General features: G+C 31.1%; 18 protein-coding genes and 1 other annotated feature. All 18 genes read left to right on the plus strand.

Annotation, left to right across the window (positions count from 1 at the left end; translation table 11 throughout):
- Positions 1–77 precede the first annotated feature (77 nt).
- The 18 genes from J2Z43_RS11925 (at position 78) to J2Z43_RS12010 (ending at position 16,214) form a co-directional block, all read left to right on the plus strand.
- Positions 78–446, plus strand: a complete 369-nt coding sequence (locus J2Z43_RS11925) for a GntR family transcriptional regulator (protein WP_209457372.1) — start codon at positions 78–80, stop codon at positions 444–446.
- Positions 447–1,166 carry an ABC transporter ATP-binding protein gene (locus J2Z43_RS11930; RefSeq protein WP_027700799.1) on the plus strand — a complete coding sequence of 240 codons (720 nt, stop codon included), beginning with the start codon at positions 447–449 and terminating at the stop codon, positions 1,164–1,166.
- Complete coding sequence (locus J2Z43_RS11935; protein ID WP_209457373.1) at positions 1,160–1,954, plus strand: ABC transporter permease; 795 nt, start codon at positions 1,160–1,162, stop codon at positions 1,952–1,954. The genes J2Z43_RS11930 and J2Z43_RS11935 overlap by 7 nt, the downstream gene beginning before the upstream one ends.
- A gap of 55 nt (positions 1,955–2,009) precedes the next feature.
- Complete coding sequence (ispD, locus tag J2Z43_RS11940; protein WP_209457374.1) at positions 2,010–2,687, plus strand: 2-C-methyl-D-erythritol 4-phosphate cytidylyltransferase; 678 nt, start codon at positions 2,010–2,012, stop codon at positions 2,685–2,687.
- A 64-nt stretch (positions 2,688–2,751) separates the two neighbouring features.
- Entirely contained in the window at positions 2,752–3,366 is a 615-nt protein-coding gene (locus J2Z43_RS11945; RefSeq protein WP_209457375.1) for a DUF3267 domain-containing protein, read from the plus strand.
- 84 nt (positions 3,367–3,450) lie between these two features.
- Positions 3,451–3,936, plus strand: coding sequence for a 2-C-methyl-D-erythritol 2,4-cyclodiphosphate synthase (gene ispF, locus J2Z43_RS11950; RefSeq protein WP_027700795.1), 486 nt, complete (start codon positions 3,451–3,453; stop codon positions 3,934–3,936).
- Between the two features lie 36 nt (positions 3,937–3,972).
- Positions 3,973–4,174 (plus strand) — a binding site (T-box leader).
- 116 nt (positions 4,175–4,290) lie between these two features.
- Positions 4,291–6,006, plus strand: coding sequence for a proline--tRNA ligase (locus J2Z43_RS11955; protein ID WP_209457376.1), 1,716 nt, complete (start codon positions 4,291–4,293; stop codon positions 6,004–6,006).
- 419 nt (positions 6,007–6,425) lie between these two features.
- Positions 6,426–7,907, plus strand: a complete 1,482-nt coding sequence (gene gltX, locus J2Z43_RS11960) for a glutamate--tRNA ligase (RefSeq protein WP_209457377.1) — start codon at positions 6,426–6,428, stop codon at positions 7,905–7,907.
- Positions 7,908–8,074: 167 nt separating this feature from the next.
- A complete protein-coding gene (locus J2Z43_RS11965; RefSeq protein WP_234926379.1) occupies positions 8,075–8,500 on the plus strand; it encodes a helix-turn-helix domain-containing protein in 426 nt (141 codons plus the stop codon).
- Positions 8,497–9,096 carry an ATP-dependent Clp protease proteolytic subunit gene (locus J2Z43_RS11970; RefSeq protein WP_209457483.1) on the plus strand — a complete coding sequence of 200 codons (600 nt, stop codon included), beginning with the start codon at positions 8,497–8,499 and terminating at the stop codon, positions 9,094–9,096. Before J2Z43_RS11965 ends, J2Z43_RS11970 begins: the two co-directional genes overlap by 4 nt.
- Positions 9,097–9,408: 312 nt before the next feature.
- Positions 9,409–9,828 (plus strand): Fur family transcriptional regulator, encoded by a 420-nt coding sequence (locus J2Z43_RS11975; protein WP_209457378.1) that lies wholly within the window; start codon positions 9,409–9,411, stop codon positions 9,826–9,828.
- Positions 9,829–9,860: 32 nt separating this feature from the next.
- Positions 9,861–10,166: a hypothetical protein gene (locus J2Z43_RS11980; protein WP_209457379.1), complete on the plus strand. Its 306-nt coding sequence runs from the start codon at positions 9,861–9,863 to the stop codon at positions 10,164–10,166.
- 40 nt (positions 10,167–10,206) lie between these two features.
- Positions 10,207–11,169: a metal ABC transporter solute-binding protein, Zn/Mn family gene (locus J2Z43_RS11985; protein WP_209457380.1), complete on the plus strand. Its 963-nt coding sequence runs from the start codon at positions 10,207–10,209 to the stop codon at positions 11,167–11,169.
- Positions 11,170–11,185: 16 nt separating this feature from the next.
- Positions 11,186–11,857 carry a metal ABC transporter ATP-binding protein gene (locus J2Z43_RS11990; RefSeq protein WP_209457381.1) on the plus strand — a complete coding sequence of 224 codons (672 nt, stop codon included), beginning with the start codon at positions 11,186–11,188 and terminating at the stop codon, positions 11,855–11,857.
- A gap of 51 nt (positions 11,858–11,908) precedes the next feature.
- The gene (locus J2Z43_RS11995; RefSeq protein WP_209457382.1) at positions 11,909–12,718 is read left to right on the plus strand and encodes a metal ABC transporter permease; all 810 of its coding nucleotides are present in this window, start codon (positions 11,909–11,911) and stop codon (positions 12,716–12,718) included.
- Between the two features lie 39 nt (positions 12,719–12,757).
- Positions 12,758–13,753 (plus strand): CobW family GTP-binding protein, encoded by a 996-nt coding sequence (locus J2Z43_RS12000; protein WP_209457383.1) that lies wholly within the window; start codon positions 12,758–12,760, stop codon positions 13,751–13,753.
- 2 nt (positions 13,754–13,755) lie between these two features.
- On the plus strand, positions 13,756–15,366 hold the full coding sequence (locus tag J2Z43_RS12005) for a permease (RefSeq protein WP_209457384.1): 1,611 nt from the start codon (positions 13,756–13,758) through the stop codon (positions 15,364–15,366).
- Positions 15,363–16,214 carry a TIGR03943 family putative permease subunit gene (locus J2Z43_RS12010; RefSeq protein ID WP_209457385.1) on the plus strand — a complete coding sequence of 284 codons (852 nt, stop codon included), beginning with the start codon at positions 15,363–15,365 and terminating at the stop codon, positions 16,212–16,214. The genes J2Z43_RS12005 and J2Z43_RS12010 overlap by 4 nt, the downstream gene beginning before the upstream one ends.
- Positions 16,215–16,415 lie beyond the last annotated feature (201 nt).

Consider the following 16,415-nt stretch of genomic DNA (forward strand, 5'->3'; position numbering starts at 1 on the left):
TGTATTATTGTATTAACAGATTAATACAGTGAGCAATTAATACAGCGATACATAAATAAACAGAGGAGGTGCTCTAAGTGAAATTGCAATTTGATAATAATAAGCCTATATATATTCAATTAATAGAATACTTAAAGTTTAAAATAATTTCTGGTGAATTACAGATTGGTTCAAGACTAGAGTCAGTAAGGACGATGGCAGAAGAGGCGGAGGTAAATCCAAACACTATGCAGAGAGCTCTTTCAGAACTTGAAAGAGAAGGCCTTGTTTACAGTCAAAGGACTAAGGGTAGATTTGTAACAGAAGATAAAACAAAGATAGATGAAATGAAAAAAAATATAGCAAAAATTGAAATAAAAAAATTAAAAGAGATATTAAATAGACTAGGTTACAATGAAGATCAGATGATAGAAATAATCATTGAAAGTTTGAAAGGGGAGAACTAAATGAACAGTATTAGGGTTGATAAAGGATACGTAGCTGAATTTAAAAATTTACAAAAAAATTATGGTAAAAAAGAAGCTTTAAAAAATATTAATTTAAATATACCAAGAGGAAAGATAGTTGGACTTCTAGGGCCAAATGGTAGTGGAAAAAGTACAATGATAAAAATTCTTAACGGTTTATTACATCCTGACAGTGGTGAGATCTTGATAGAGGGTATGAAGCCTTCAATAGAGACAAAATCAATAGTTTCTTATTTACCAGAAAGAACATACTTAAATGATTGGATGAAAGTAAAAGATATAATAAAATTTTTCTCTGATTTTTACAGTGATTTTGATATAGATAAAGCAATAAAAATGCTGAAGGATTTAAATATAGATACTGAAGAAAAATTAAAAACAATGTCAAAGGGTACAAAGGAAAAGGTACAGTTAATACTAGTAATGTCTAGAAAAGCTGAACTGTATATACTTGACGAGCCAATAGGTGGAGTTGACCCGGCTGCAAGATCGTATATACTTAAAACAATACTTCAAAATTACAATGAAGACAGTACACTTCTTATAGCGACACACTTAATAAGTGAAATTGAAAATATATGTGATGAAATAATATTCTTATCTTATGGAGATATAGTTCTACAAGGGAATGTAGAAGAGATCAAAGAGGAAAAAGGAAAATCTATAGATGCATTGTTTAGGGAGGAATTCAAATGTTAGGAAAATTGTTAAAATATGAACTTAAAGCTAGTGCAAGAACTTTTTTACCGCTTTATTTAGCGCTAATAGTTGTTTCTATTATTGCAGGGCTGTCTGGAAAAACTACTTCTTTACTTGCACAAGGAATATCAGGATTTGTAATGGGTGGATTGTTCATCTCACTTATTGTCTTAACAATAATGGTTATAATACAAAGATTTAGTAAGAACCTATTGGAAGATGAAGGTTATTTAATGTTTACACTTCCGGTAAGTAGTAAAAAACTTATAATATCTAAGTGTCTCTCTTCTTGTATATACGGTGCTCTTAGTTTTATAGTAGCAATGATTGTATTATTTATAATAGCGGTTAGTACAGGTGGATTTGAAGTTATTAGATTTATGCCACAAGTATTCGGAGAACTTTTCAATTGGTTGTTTAAATTTGAAAATATATTAGACTTACTAATATTGATGTTAACGATGATATTAGGATTTGCATCTTTTATAGTTTTAATATATTTCGTACTTTCATTAGGTCAATTACCTGCATTTAATAAACATAGAAAGTTAGTTGCATTCACAGCATTTATTGCAATAACGGTAGTACTTTCGATTTTACAAAGTGTTTTAGGAGAGTTTATACCAGGAATTAACAACAGCATGTATATGTATACAGATGCACCAGTGTACAATCACTTATATAACAATCCAGGCATGTTATCAGTATTAGGATGGACACTTGCTCAAGTACTTGTATTTTTCTTCGGAACAAGTTATATTTTAGATAATAAACTTAACTTAGAATAGTAGTTAATTAAGAATAACTTAAGATAGATATATATTTTGATATGAGGTGAGAAACTTGAATAGTGTAGTAGTAGTAGCTGCCGGAAGCGGAAAAAGAATGAATATCGGAATAAATAAACAGTTTATAAAACTAGGCGAGAAGGAAGTAATTGCGCATACTATTCAAGTTTTTTACATCAATAAAGACATAGATGAAATAGTTGTATGTATTAAGCCTGAGGAAGAGAAATACTTTTTAGACAATATTATAAATAAGTATAATTTCAAAGGCGTAAAGATAGCATACGGTGGAAAAGAGAGACAGGATTCCATATACAATGGTCTAAAAAAACTAGATGAAAAATGCAACATTGTTTTAATTCACGATGGAGCCAGACCATTTATAGACGATAAAATCATAAAAGAATCTATAGAAGAAGCGAAAGTTAAAAAAGCAGTAGTAGTAGGAGTTCCAGTAAGTGACACTATAAAAATAGTAAAAGATGGAGAAATTGAAAGCACTCCAGATAGAAGTTTACTGTGGGCTGCACAGACTCCACAGGTGTTTGATTACAACACTATAAAAAAAGCATATGAAGATGCGTACGAATCTGGATTTTACGGAACCGATGATTCAATGCTTGTTGAAAGAATCGGTCAGAAAGTCAGCATGGTTATGGGATCTCATAAAAATATTAAGATAACGAACCAAGAAGATTTAAAGACAGCAAATCAAATAATACAGGATATTTAATAGAAAACAAATAGTTGTAATTTGCATTACAGCTATTTGTTTATTTATATTTGGAGCGTGAATTATGAAATATACAAAAACAATACCTGATGCAGATGAAAATTTAAGAAAAATGCTAATATCAGATGGATGGACAAAATTAAAAGAGCCCTCTAATTTAGTCTCAGCGACATTTCTATCAATACCATTTATGATTATAAATGGTATTATATCTATTGTTATCGCGTTTTATCTATACGCTCCTATAAGAGAAGTTTTAAACAATAGTAGTGGACTCAACGTTACATTTACAATAAATTTAACGTTTCTGTTATATATTGTTGCAATGGTTTTATTTATGGCATTACATGAATTTATTCATGCAGCATTTATACCAAATCTATTGAAATCTGATAAAACATATTGGGGGTTAAATGGACTATTTGGATTCGTTTATACCACAGAAAAAATCAAGAAAAATAGATACTTTATAATTAGTGTTATGCCATTTATGCTATTATCAGTTATTTTACCCTTTTTACTCAATGCATTGGGATATCTAAATTTATTTACATTATTTTTGTGTTTGCTTAATTCGATGGGCTCTTGTGTTGATTTTTTAAATATGTTTCTAATTGCAACACAAGTTCCAAAAGGTTCTTATATTATAAATAATGGGTTAGAGACATACTTTAAATAATTATGAGTATTCAGGTCTGTAGTTTAGAGAATGTAAAACAAAAAAATTGATAAATTAATAAAAAGTTAATTAGGAGGATATAATATGAGAGTAGGTTTAGGATACGACGTGCACAGGTTAGTAGAAGGTAGAAAGCTTATTTTAGGAGGCGTTGAAATTCCTCATGAAAAAGGATTACTTGGTCACTCTGATGCTGATGTTATTACACATGCGATAACAGACTCTATATTAGGAGCACTAGCACTAGGTGATATTGGGAAGCATTTCCCTGATACGGATGAAAAATACAAAGGCGCAGATAGTGTAAAATTATTATCTCATGTATACGAACTGGTTAAATCTAAAGGCTATAAAATAGGAAATGTCGACAGTACGATTATAGCTCAAAGACCAAAGCTGGCTCCTTATATAGATCAGATGAGAGAAGTAATAGCAAAAACACTTGAAACAGAAATAGACAATATAAACATAAAAGCGACAACTGAAGAAAACCTTGGATTTACTGGATCAGAGGATGGAATATCTTCTCAAAGTATTTGTTTATTATTATTGACATCTGGCAATAATTAATATATTATATGATATAAGTTAAATATTAATCAAAATATTAATGCAATTATGAAGTAATAGTAGATGGTGAAATCTTCACAGAGAGGAAACGGATGCTGAGAGTTTCTAAGAGGAAAACTTCGAACCTGACTTCTAGCTTAAAGTAAAACTTTACGGTAGGAACCGTTATATTCCAAAAAGTGGGCTAAGTTAGCTAACTAGAGTGGTACCGCGGAAATTACAACCTTTCGTCTCTATATTTGTAGAGATGATGGGTTTTTTTTATATTCAAAATGCTTAAACTCGCAAAGAAACAGATTTAAAACTAATCATGTAATAAAAAATTAATTTAATAAAAATTAGGAGGGCAATACAATGAAAATGTCTAAAATGTTTTTACCAACGTTAAAAGAAATTCCAGCAGATGCAGAAATTAGAAGTCATCAGTTGATGATTAGATCTGGAATGATCAAAAAAATGTCTTCAGGAGTTTACAATCAACTTCCTATAGGCCTTAGAGTTTTCAACAAGGTAGCTCAGATAATTAGAGAAGAAATGAACGCAAAGGGAGCTCAAGAAATACTTTGTTCAGCAATAATACCAGCAGAATTATGGCAAGAATCTGGAAGATGGGAAGCTATGGGAGAGGAAATGTTTAGACTTAAAGATAGAACATCTAGAGACTACTGCCTAGGACCTACTCATGAAGAGGCTTTCACTGATATAGTAAGACAAGAAATAACTTCTTACAAGCAGTTGCCAATGAATTTATACCAAATACAAACTAAGTACAGAGACGAAAGAAGACCTAGATTTGGTGTTATGAGAACTAAAACGTTCACTATGAAGGATGCTTATAGTTTTGATGTTGACCATGATGGAATGGCTAAATCATACCAAGATATGTTTGATGCTTATGTAAATATATTTAGAAGATGTGGACTTGATAATAGCCCAGTTATGGCAGATTCAGGTGCTATAGGTGGTTCAGTATCAGCGGAATTTATGGTTAAGTCAGATGTTGGAGAAGATGAAGTAGTATTCTGTAGCAAATGTGATTATGCAGCGAACGTAGAAAGAGCAGAATCAATAAATGATACATTAGAAAAAGAAGAGCTAAAAGAATTAAAAGAAATTCATACTCCAGGAGTAGGTACAATTAAAGAATTAGAAGATTTCTTTAAAGCTTCTCCTAAAAAATTAGCTAAAACTCTTGTATATACAGCTGATGGAAAAACAGTAGCTGTTGTGGTAAGAGGAGATAGAGATGTAAACGAGGTAAAAGTTGAAAATGCCATTGGTGGAGTTATAGAGTTTGCTCTTGCAACTGATGAAGTAGTTAAAGAGGTTACAAGTGCAGATGTAGGATTCGCAGGACCAATAAATATAAAAGCTGATTTCGTATTTATAGATAAAGAAGTAGCAGATCAAAATAATATGATAATCGGTGCTAACAAAACTGAGTTCCATATAGAGAATGCAAACTACGGAAGAGATTATGAAGGTGTTGTAGGAGACTTCAGAAATGTTCAAGAGGGAGATAAGTGTTTAGAATGTGGTAGTCCTATAGAAATAGCTAGAGGAGTAGAGGTAGGACACATATTCCAACTTGGAACAAAGTATTCAGAAGCTATGAACGCTAATTTTATAGACAAAGATGGAAAATCTAAGCCAATACTTATGGGATGCTATGGAATAGGTGTTGAGAGAACTGCAGCAGCAGTAATTGAGCAACATAACGATGAAAATGGAATAATATGGCCACTTGCAATAGCACCATACCATGTGAGTATAGTTCAAGTAGATATGAAGAATGAAGAGAATAGCCAAATAGCTGAAAATATACAAAATGAACTTGAAGCTATAGGTGTAGAAGTTCTTCTAGACGATAGAGATGAAAGAGTAGGAGTTAAGTTTAAGGACTCAGAACTTCTTGGAATTCCTATAAGAATAACTGTTGGAAAAGACGCTAAGGATGGAAAAGTAGAGTACAAACTTAGAGATGCAGCTGATAAAGAACTTGTAGAAATATCTGAAATAATCGAAAAAGTAAAAGCTGAGTTTGTTAAAAATGAAGTTAAGTTAGGATAATAAAATAGCGAAGTGTATGATGGAGGTTGGTATGAGTGGCATCTAAATACTGATAGTCCTAGAAGAGATAAGGGACTTCTAGAGGATGCGCCAGAAAAACAACCAAATTCATATTTTTAGTTTAAAATAATAGTTCTAGTTGGATTTAGATTAAAATCTGGATTAACTAGAGCTATTTTTTAGGTTAACTATATTTTAATCAATAGAATCTGATATAATAGTATAGGAATTTATAACTCGATTATTCTAAAATGTATAATCAACATATCCATGTGGATATACTTGTAATTGTGGATAAGTTTATATTATTAATAAGGAGTTATTAAGAGTTTTCCACAGATAAAGAATTACACTTGCAAAACAGCAGTGTATTTTAATAATATAAATATATTGAATAAATCAATCAGGAGGTACTAAAGATGGGCGTTAGAGTTAGATTTGCACCAAGTCCAACAGGATTTGTACATATAGGTAGTTTAAGAACAGCTCTTTATAACTATTTATTTGCTAAAAAAATGGGCGGAGAATATATTTTAAGAGTAGAAGATACAGATCAGAGTAGACTTGTTGACGGAGCTATAGAAAACATGCTAAATGCCATGAAATGGGCTGGAATTGAACACGATGAAGGCGTAGATTTAGATGAAAAAGGAAATATAGTTCAAAAAGGTGAATTTGGACCTTATATTCAATCAGAAAGACTTGATATATACAAAGAATACATCAAAGAATTATTAGACTCTGGTAAGGCTTACTATTGTTTCTGTACTAAGGAAAGACTTGATGATGTAAGAGAAAAACAAAAAGAAGCGGGAGATACTCCAAGATATGATGGCCACTGTAGAGATCTTTCTAAAGAAGAGGTAGAGAAGAGATTAGCAGCAGGTGAGGCGCATGTTATTAGGCTTAGACTTCCTGAAAATCATGTGATTAAGTTTACTGATTTAGTAAGAGGAGAAACTGAATTTAATACAAATGATCTTGATGATCAAGTTCTTATAAAAACTGATGGTTTCCCAACATACCATTTCGCAGTTGTAGTTGACGATTATCTTATGAAGATAACTCATGTAATAAGAGGTGAAGAGTGGGTTTCATCTACTCCAAAGCACGTATACCTATACGAAGCTTTTGGATGGGAAGCACCAGTTTTTGTGCACCTTCCAAATATATTAAACACTGAAAAGAAAAAATTAAGCAAGAGACAAGGCGATGTAGCTGTAGAGGATTTCAAGAAAAAAGGATATTTACCAGAAGGGCTAGTTAACTATGTTGCACTAGTTGGTTGGTCTCCAGAAGATAATCAAGAGCTATTTACCATGAAGGAATTAGAGGAAGCTTTTTCTATAGATAGAGTATCTAAGAGTGGTGGAGTGTTTGATACAGAAAAATTAAACTGGGTTGACCAACACTACATTAAAGATGGCGATGACAACCGTCTAACAGAATTAGCAATACCTTTCTTAATTGAAGGTGGGTTTATTACTAAGGAAGATGCTAAGAATAGATACGATTTCTTAAATGGAATGGTTTCTGCTGTTAAGGAAAAGTTACAATATATGAAGGAAATAACAGATCACGCAGGAATATTCTTTGGTGATAAAGTTGAGCTTGAGACTGATGAGTGTAAAGAATTCTTAGCGCTTGAGCACATCCCAACTTTACTTGAAGCCCTTGAAGAGAAGATATCAAACGCTGATGAGCTTATAGAAGATGGTGTAAAAGCTATGCTTAAAGAAATCCAAAAAGAGCATGGAATAAAAGGTAAAAACTTATTTATGGGTTCTAGGATAATATTTACAGGACAAATGCACGGTCCAGATTTACCAAAAGTCGTAGAGGTACTTGGCAAGGAAACGTGCTTGAAGAGACTTGCTTTTGTTAAAGAAAATCTTTTATAGAAAAGAAAATATTATAAACTCTAAAGTAACTTAAAGTTACTTTAGAGTTTTTTTAATTAAATCAAGTTTCAAAATATTATGCACGCTCCTTTTATAGCAATTTATATTAAGATTTGAACTTAATAAAGAGATATAATAGTTGTTAGAAGCTGAAAGGAGGATCTTGTATGAAAGGCCACATTGTCTTAAAAACTATTGACTATATAGAACGCAATTTGAGCAACGACTTAAGTCTAGATGAAATATCTAGAAGTGTTAATTACTCAAAATATCATTTGAGTAGAATGTTTTCAGAAAAGGTAGGATATACAATTTATAAATACATACAAATGAGAAGGCTTACAATAGCTGCAAAAAAATTAATGTCTACAGATAAATCAATAATAGAGATTTCTTTAGAAGCAAATTATGATTCTCAACAGTCGTTTACACACGCTTTTAGGGTGATTTATAATCAATCTCCCCAAGCCTATAGAAAAATCGGTAAATTTTTTCCAGCACTTGAAAGGGTTCATATAGATAGCAATTTAGTATATCAAACTAAATTTAGTATAAATAAAGAAACTATGAAATTAGGAGAGATGGCGGCATGAGTACTGTACCCTATGTTGTAGGTAAAACAAGTAATGGTGAAATAAGTCAGGATATTTTTTCTCGATTGCTTTCAGATAGGATAATATATCTAGGAGAAGATGTTAATAGTAAAACGGCTGCCTTAATTGTTGCTCAGTTACTGTATCTTGAGTCAGAAGATCCTGATGCGGATATTCATCTTTATATAAATAGCCCAGGAGGAGAAGTTACATCTGGTTTTGCGATATATGATACTATGAATCTTATTAAATGTGATGTTTCGACTATTTGTGTGGGGCTTGCTGCTAGTTTCGGGGCATTTCTATTAGCTGCAGGAGCAAGAGGTAAGAGATATGCTTTGTCAAATGCTGAAATAATGATACATCAACCATCAATTTCTGGAAATATTAAAGGATCTGTTAGTGATATAAAGATAATTTCGGATAACATACAGAGAAATAAGAGAAAGCTAAATCAAATGCTTGCCGATAATACTGGTCATTCAGTTGAAGAAATTGAAATAGATACTGATAGAGATAACTTTATGACTTCTGAGGAAGCTGCTTCATACGGTATTATAGACAAAGTTGTTTATAGTTATAGAGATATTGATTAACAAAATGAGGAGTATATAAATTTATATACTCCTCATTTTTTCTGTAATGTATTAAAGTCTAAATATGCGCCTCAGTTATCGGGGATGTAAAAGTAGTATTAAATGAGCTTTTACATCATTTGAAGGAGACATCCCATAAACCTTGGATGGATTATGTAAAAATCTAAATAGTTATTTTATTCTAATGCAATAACCTTAATTTTTATATATTTAAGTGTGGATTTAAATTTGAAAATGATTGTCAATTTGCTTGACAACGATAATTTAATATGGTAAATTGAAAATGGTTTTCAAATTGAAGGGGTGATTTAAGTGAAAAAATCTACAAATTATAAAACGAAGCAAAAGGAATCTATCCTGTCTTACATAAAATCACTTGATGGTAAACATGTAACAATAAATCAAATTACAGATTATTTTTTAAAAAATGATATGAAAATAGGCATGTCAACTGTATATAGATATTTAGATAAACTTGTAAATGATGGTGCGGTTAGAAAATATGTAATAGATGGCGTATCAGGTGCATGTTATCAATATGTGGATGAAGAAGATCAATTAGAGGAGCACTTTCATTTTAAATGCGATGAATGTGGAGGCTTAATCCATTTTCAATGTGATGAATTAAATAATATACAGAAGCATTTACTAAAAAATCATGGATTTAATCTGAATTCATTAAAAACAATGTTTTATGGTAAATGTGATAAATGCTCTAATAAGAAAATATAAAATGAAAATTACGAGGAAGGAGGTTAATTACAATGAAAAAAAGTATTAAGATTATAAATTTACTTGCAATTACGATGTGTATTATTTTTATTGTTATTTACCTTCTTTCATCTTTTTACATATTAGAAGAAGCAAATCACAATTGCGTTGGAGATACTTGTCAAATTTGTGTACATATACAAGAAGTAGAAAATACTCTAAAACAATTAAGTACTGGTCTAATGCCGATAATAGGGGGATTACTTTTTATCAGTGTCTATTTAAGGCTACTCTTTTATGCAAATTCATATAAAGTAACATCTACATTAATTACGTTAAAAGTTAGGCTAAACAATTAACTCATACATAAATTAAACTGCAATATTATGGAGGGTTATTATGAAAAAATTAAAAGAGATTTGTTTACTGATTATAATTACAATTATGTTATTTAGTTTGTTAACGGGTTGCAATAAAGAAACTGAACAATTAGATTCTAAGGGAGAAGAGCTTAATGTTTTGACTAGTATATACCCAATGTATGACTTTGCTCAAAAAATTGCTGGAAATAAAGCTACAATTATAAATATGGTACCATCAGGTGTTGAACCTCATGATTGGGAGCCTACTGCTAAAGATATAACTAATTTAGAAAAAGCAGACTTATTTATATATAATGGAGCGGGTATGGAGCATTGGGTTGAGGACATTTTAAAAAGCATACAAAATGAAGATCTCGTTAAGCTTGAAGCATCAAAGAATATAGAATTAACCAAAGGTCACTCTCATGATAAAGAGGATGAAAATTATAGCAGCGCTAATGAATATAATGAAAATAGTATTTCTGATCCACATGTTTGGATGGATCCTAAAAATGCAAAACAAGAAATGAAGGATATAAAAGATTCATTTGTTCAAGTGGATCCTACTAATAAAGAATACTATGAAAATAATTATGCTAAATACGCTAAAGAATTTGATAAATTAGACAAAGAATATAAAGAAGTATTAACACCGCTTTCAAACAAAGACATTGTTGTATCTCATGAGGCATTTGGTTACTTATGCGAAGCTTATGGATTAAATCAAGTAGGAATTGAAGGTATTTCTCCTGATTCAGAGCCGGATCCAGCTAGAATGTCTAAGATTATCAAATTCGTAAAGAAAAACAAGGTAAAGGTGATTTTCTTTGAAGAATTGGCGAGTCCAAAAGTAGCAAAAACTATTGCTGATGCAACTGGAGCAAAGACAGATGTGTTAAATCCAATAGAAGGACTAAGTGCAAAGGAAACCTCAAGTGATGAAGATTATTTTTCTGTAATGCGTAAAAATTTGGCATCACTAAAATCAGCATTACAGTAGTAAAGTGGTGATATAAATGAATATTATAAGTGTTAAAAATTTAAAGTTTTCATATGGAGAAGATCAAGTTTTTTCAGATATAAATTTTGATGTATCAAAAGGAGATTTTGTTTCGATAATTGGTTCTAATGGCGCAGGAAAGAGTACACTAATTAAATTATTGTTAGGAGAACTTTCACCAACGGAGGGTGAAATCAAACTTCTAGGACAAAATATAAAAAATTTTAATCAATGGACAAAAATAGGATATATATCACAGAGTGGATTATCCTATCAGCGTTTTTTTCCAGCTTCTGCTGAGGAAGTTGTCCGTGCGAATCTTTATTCACAAATAGGTTTGTTTCGTTTCCCTAAGGGAGAACATAATCAAAAAACTAAAAATGCGCTAGAAATGGTTGGTATGCAAGAATATTCTAAAAGCCTTATAGGTAGTATGTCCGGTGGTCAAAGACAGAAAATTTTACTTGCAAGAGCCTTAGTGTCAAATCCAGAGGTAATGATTTTAGATGAACCAACTACTGGAGTAGATGAAAAAAGTTCTTATTCATTTTACGAGCTATTATCAGACCTTAATAAAAATAATCGTCTAACAATCATTATGATAACACATGATATAAAGCGAACATATAAGTTTGTTACAAAGACAATGTTACTTGAAGATAGAGTGTTAAAAGAGGTAAATAATTAGGATGAGCTTTTTAGCGAGAATTATTTTCCATCAATAGAGAGGTATAAATTTATGGAGATATTTGAATATGTATTTATGCAAAGGGCCTTTATAGTTGGGATTTTGCTAGCTGTGATTATTCCGTGTATTGGGGTTATAATTGTGTTGAAGAGACTATCCATGATGGGTGATGCGTTATCGCATACTTCATTAGCAGGAGTAGCAGCGGGCTTGATATTAGGAGTGAATCCTATTTTAGGTGCTATAGTATTTTGCATTATAGCCGCATTAGGAATTGAAGTTATTCGTAAAAAAATTCCACAATACTCTGAAATATCTATAGCTATTATAATGTCAGCTGGTGTGGGGCTAGCTGGTATACTATCGGGTTTTGCTAAGGACTCGGCTAATTTTAATAGCTTTCTTTTCGGGAGTATAGTAGCTATTAGTGATTTTGAAATGTATATGGTAATTATCGTAAGTTGTGTAGTTTTAATTACCTTTTTTATTTTGTATAAAGAATTATTTTTTATAACATTTGACGAACGCTCTGCAAGATTAGCAGGGGTTCCAGTAAATATAACTAACTTTATTTTTACAATATTAACGGCTATTACTGTGTCTATTGCAGCTCGTACGGTCGGAGCTTTAATTGTATCCTCTATGATGGTTATACCCGTAGCTTGTGCAATGCAATTTGCAAAAAATTATAGACAAACTGTATTGTATTCAATATTTTTTGCGGTTGTTTTTACAATTCTAGGTTTATTCATATCTTATTATTTAAGATTAAAACCGGGCGGCACAATTGTTTTAATTGGAGTAATAATATTTACCTCTATTTTATTATTCAAAAGAGTTTTCTTAAAGTCGTTAAGTTAATTTAAGAGAAAATGGATTGTATAAAATAAGGAGAAAAAAATGAATAGAGAAGTTTATGTTATATCGGGGTTTTTGGGTTCAGGAAAGACCACATTAATACAAAAACTACTAAGGGAGTCGTTTAAGGGGCAAAATATAGCCTTAATTGAAAATGATTTTGGAGAAGTTAGTGTGGATGCAGCACTTTTGAAAGACAATGGTTTCCAGGTTAAAGAACTGAATTCAGGTTGTATTTGTTGCACTCTTTCAGGTGATTTTGTAAAATCGCTATATGAGATTATAGATCAGTATAGACCAGATAAAATAATAATAGAACCTTCTGGTGTAAGTAAGTTGTCCGATGTTACAGAGGCATGTAAAGATCCTTCAATTTGTGACTCGATTAAAATAACAAAAAAAATAACTGTTGTAGATGCCAATAGATGTGAGATATATTTGGAGAACTTCGGAGATTTTTTTGAGGATCAGGTAAAAAATGCAGATATTATTATATTTAGTAGGTATGAAGAAAATAATAAAAAGAGCAAGTCTGCGCTGAGTATTATAAAGAAACTGAACACTAAGGCTGATATTTTTACAAATTCATGGGACGATATACAATTTGAGGATATCCTTAGCAGCACAGAGTTTAATGATTTTATAGATTTTTATGAAGATATACAGAAATGTAATTTATATGAAGATTGTAATTCTGATCCACATAATAATTGTAGCCATCATGGAGGGGACGAATATTGTTGTTGCAGTCGTATTCATAATGCAAATGATGTATTTGATACAATAACTATATATTTTGAGAATAATGTAAAGTGCAAAGAGATCATAGAAAAAATAAATGAGATAGAAAAATTTAATTATGGAACTGTTTTAAGAGCAAAAGGAATCTTAAAAGAGAAGTATCGTTTTGTAAACTTTCAATATTTACCCGGAGAAGTTAAATTAGAAGAATCAGCGGTTAGAGAAAATTTTTTATCTATAATTGGGGAGAACTTAGACCGCCAAAAATTGAAAGATTTATTTAACGAGAAGATATGAGAATGAGAACAAGTTATATTCCTGTATACATTATCACAGGGTTTTTGTATTCAGGAAAGACAACATTTTTGAATCAGTTTTTTAACAGGCAAAAGATGTTACAGAAACGATTATGTATAATACAATTTGAAGCAGGTGAAGTAGGGATTGCAGATAAGCACCTGAATCATGATGTTCTTTATTTTTCAAAAAAGGAACTCGAAAAAGATAAAAACTGTGTCGTTAGGCAAATAAAGGAATACTTGCTTAATAACGACATAGATGAGGTATGGATAGAATGGAATGGGGTTACGTCTTTTTCAATTCTTCAATCGATGTTTTTATATGTACCATCTAAAAGTAACACAGAAGATGAGTATTTATGCGATTTGTGCAAGATACAGAAGATAATTAATATAGTGGATATTGCTAAGTTTGAAGCTATATTAGGAAAAGTGGGTAGTCCGTTAATAGAGCAGATGGCAAATAGTGATATAGTTATGACAAGAAATATGAATAAAGAGTTTACTAGTATTAAAAGAACCATTCATAACATCAATAAAGGTGTAAAAATTTATCCTTTAAAGTCCATTAAAAAGATTGATAATCTTGTGTATAAAAAGAAATTTCATCCCATAAATGTATTATGTAGTGGCACATTGTTATTTATTGTATTCTATTATGTATTTAGAATGCTATTTAATACGATGGTTATGCAGGTTGATACAACGATAAATATTTTTTTAGGGATATTGCTACAGGGCTTACCTTTCTTAATGATAGGAGTAATACTGTCATCGCTTATTCAAGTTTTTATATCAAAGGAATGGTTAGAAAAAAAGTATCCTAAAAGAATTGGTACAGGGATTTTATTTTCTATAATAGCGGGATTTTGTTTACCTGTATGTGATTGTGCCTCTATACCTATTTTCAGAAGTATTGTGAAGAAAGGAGTGCCTCTTACTTCAGCAATAGTGTTTTTATTAGTTGCCCCTATTGTTAACCCAGTAGTAATCTTATCTACTTATGTGGCTTTTAATGGAAACATTAGAATTGTACTTGCGAGAGTTTGTCTAGGGATTATAATAGCTGTATTAGTTGGCATAGTATTTTATGTATGGGAGCCGAGAGACGAGATTTTATTGAGCAGTATTGATAATAGTCTTTGTAGCTGTGGTTGTTTTGAGGAGATAGAGAATATCACTACATTGTCTGATAAAATAACATTATTCATACGTCACTCTCAGATGGAATTTTTTAATGTGGGGAAATTCCTAATGATAGGAGCATTTATTTCATCATCTTATCAAGTATTTATTTCAAATGCGTTATTGATACACAAAGATACTAATTCATACATATCTATTATAGCTATGATGTTAATGGCGTTTTTCTTGTCTCTATGTTCCTCTTCAGATGCAACTGTTGCACGAAGCTTTGCAAATAAATTGCCAGTAGGCTCTATTATAGGATTCCTTGTATTCGGGCCTATGATTGATATAAAAAATATAATTATGTTATCAAGCGGATTTTCAGCGAAATTTATAGTGAAATTAGCCTTAATAACATTCTTTATTTGTTTTAGTACGGTGGCTATATTTTTCAGTACTGGATTAGGAGGTTACTTACTATGAAGGGAAAAGAGTTAAACTACCAGGTTCTTATAGAAATATCTTGTTATACTGTTTTTTTCGGTGTAATATTGAGATTGGTTTATACTGGAAAGTACTTGAATTATGTAACTTCTAAAATGATGCCTTATTTGATTTATATAATGGCAGTAATGCTTATATGGATTATTTTTAGTATTAGATACTTATATAAACCACAATATAGAAAAAGAGTATGCCATTGTTTTGTCTTAATTTTACCTATACTACTATTTGTATTGCCTCATGGTTCAGTCTCAGTAGAGAGTCTATCTTCTAAGTTAATAAATGGAAATGATCTAACTAGCGCATCTACAAATGATATAAGAGAGAATAATGGAGCACTACGGGATCAAGATTCAAAGAATTTATCTAAAAAAAGTAATATGGATAATGAATCAGTAGGAAGCGGAAAATATGTAACCGAAAATGTATTTGGTGAAGAAATACTACTTCATGGATATGACGAAGAGAATAAGAAGATAATAGTTTCTCATGATGAATTCTCTCAGTGGTTCAATGAAATATATATGAATATTGATAAGTATATAGGGTTTAAAATCTCTATAAAAGGTTTTGTATATAAGGATCTAGAATTGGACGAGGATGAATTTGTACCAGCTAGACTTATGATGACCTGTTGCGTAGCAGATTTGTCGCCATGTGGTTTTGTATGTAAGTATAACAAGGCCAGTGAGCTAGAGGCGGATACATGGGTAACGGTGGAAGGTATCATAATAAAAAAAGAAAGAAATGGCATAGAAGATCCACAAATTGATGTAAATAATATTTCTTCTGCAGATCCAACAGAAGATTATATATATCCATATTAAAAAGTAAATATTCATTTACAGTTTTAAATTGATTTGGGATTTAAAAATAAATTTAACAGTCTTTGGAGACATCTGAATTGCCGTTCAGATGTCTCTTTATTTTATATATTTTGTTTTCTAGTCTGAGGAAACTTCCTAGCAGAAGACAAACTCTTTTAGTGATTTGTTTAGAGAAAATAGAAGGTAGAATGCAAATAAACT

The sequence above is a fragment of the Metaclostridioides mangenotii genome (genome assembly GCF_017873185.1).
GTDB lineage: Bacteria > Bacillota > Clostridia > Peptostreptococcales > Peptostreptococcaceae > Metaclostridioides > Metaclostridioides mangenotii.

Bases quoted from the DNA above. Each gene is read 5' to 3' on its own strand.
- J2Z43_RS11930 (WP_027700799.1), top strand. From the start codon at position 447: ATGAACAGTATTAGGGTTGATAAAGGATACGTAGCTGAATTTAAAAAT.
- J2Z43_RS11965 (WP_234926379.1), top strand. From the start codon at position 8,075: ATGAAAGGCCACATTGTCTTAAAAACTATTGACTATATAGAACGCAAT.
- J2Z43_RS11980 (WP_209457379.1), top strand. From the start codon at position 9,861: ATGAAAAAAAGTATTAAGATTATAAATTTACTTGCAATTACGATGTGT.
- J2Z43_RS11995 (WP_209457382.1), top strand. From the start codon at position 11,909: ATGGAGATATTTGAATATGTATTTATGCAAAGGGCCTTTATAGTTGGG.
- J2Z43_RS12010 (WP_209457385.1), top strand. From the start codon at position 15,363: ATGAAGGGAAAAGAGTTAAACTACCAGGTTCTTATAGAAATATCTTGT.
- J2Z43_RS12005 (WP_209457384.1), top strand. From the start codon at position 13,756: ATGAGAACAAGTTATATTCCTGTATACATTATCACAGGGTTTTTGTAT.
- J2Z43_RS11935 (WP_209457373.1), top strand. From the start codon at position 1,160: ATGTTAGGAAAATTGTTAAAATATGAACTTAAAGCTAGTGCAAGAACT.
- J2Z43_RS11945 (WP_209457375.1), top strand. From the start codon at position 2,752: ATGAAATATACAAAAACAATACCTGATGCAGATGAAAATTTAAGAAAA.
- J2Z43_RS11970 (WP_209457483.1), top strand. From the start codon at position 8,497: ATGAGTACTGTACCCTATGTTGTAGGTAAAACAAGTAATGGTGAAATA.
- J2Z43_RS12000 (WP_209457383.1), top strand. From the start codon at position 12,758: ATGAATAGAGAAGTTTATGTTATATCGGGGTTTTTGGGTTCAGGAAAG.
- J2Z43_RS11990 (WP_209457381.1), top strand. From the start codon at position 11,186: ATGAATATTATAAGTGTTAAAAATTTAAAGTTTTCATATGGAGAAGAT.
- ispF (WP_027700795.1), top strand. From the start codon at position 3,451: ATGAGAGTAGGTTTAGGATACGACGTGCACAGGTTAGTAGAAGGTAGA.
- J2Z43_RS11955 (WP_209457376.1), top strand. From the start codon at position 4,291: ATGAAAATGTCTAAAATGTTTTTACCAACGTTAAAAGAAATTCCAGCA.
- gltX (WP_209457377.1), top strand. From the start codon at position 6,426: ATGGGCGTTAGAGTTAGATTTGCACCAAGTCCAACAGGATTTGTACAT.
- J2Z43_RS11985 (WP_209457380.1), top strand. From the start codon at position 10,207: ATGAAAAAATTAAAAGAGATTTGTTTACTGATTATAATTACAATTATG.